This is a genomic window from Stenotrophomonas sp. YIM B06876, from assembly GCF_030711595.1.
Lineage (GTDB): Bacteria > Pseudomonadota > Gammaproteobacteria > Xanthomonadales > Xanthomonadaceae > Stenotrophomonas.
Window position 1 is genome coordinate 1 of the sequence record NZ_JAUJUJ010000596.1, and the last position, 402, is coordinate 402.

Below are 402 nucleotides of genomic sequence, written 5' to 3' on the forward strand. Positions count from 1 at the left end.
GCACCAGATGCGCTGGAGCCTGCACGCCACCCACCAGCCCGTGCCGACGGTGATTTTGGTCAGCCGCGAAGGCCACTGCCTCAACGACCTGCTGTTCCGCTGGAAGTCGGGCCTGCTGCCGGTAGACATCCGCGCCATCATCAGCAACCACCGCGACTTCTACCAGCTCGCCGCCAGCTACAACGTGCCGTTCCACCACATCCCGGTGACGGCCGCCACCAAGGCGCAGGCCGAGGCCCGGCAGTACGACATCATCCAGCAGGAAGGCGCCGAACTGGTGGTGCTGGCGCGCTACATGCAGGTGCTGTCGAACGACCTGTGCGCAAAACTGGCCGGCCGCGCCATCAACATCCACCACAGCTTTCTGCCCAGCTTCAAGGGCGCCAAGCCCTACTACCAGGC

Annotated in this window: 1 protein-coding gene; it reads left to right on the forward strand. The window is 65.4% G+C overall.

The features are described from left to right. Positions 1-402, forward strand: a 402-nt coding sequence (locus QZH66_RS18645; RefSeq protein ID WP_305807269.1) for a formyltransferase family protein, incomplete at both ends; no start/stop codon positions are given.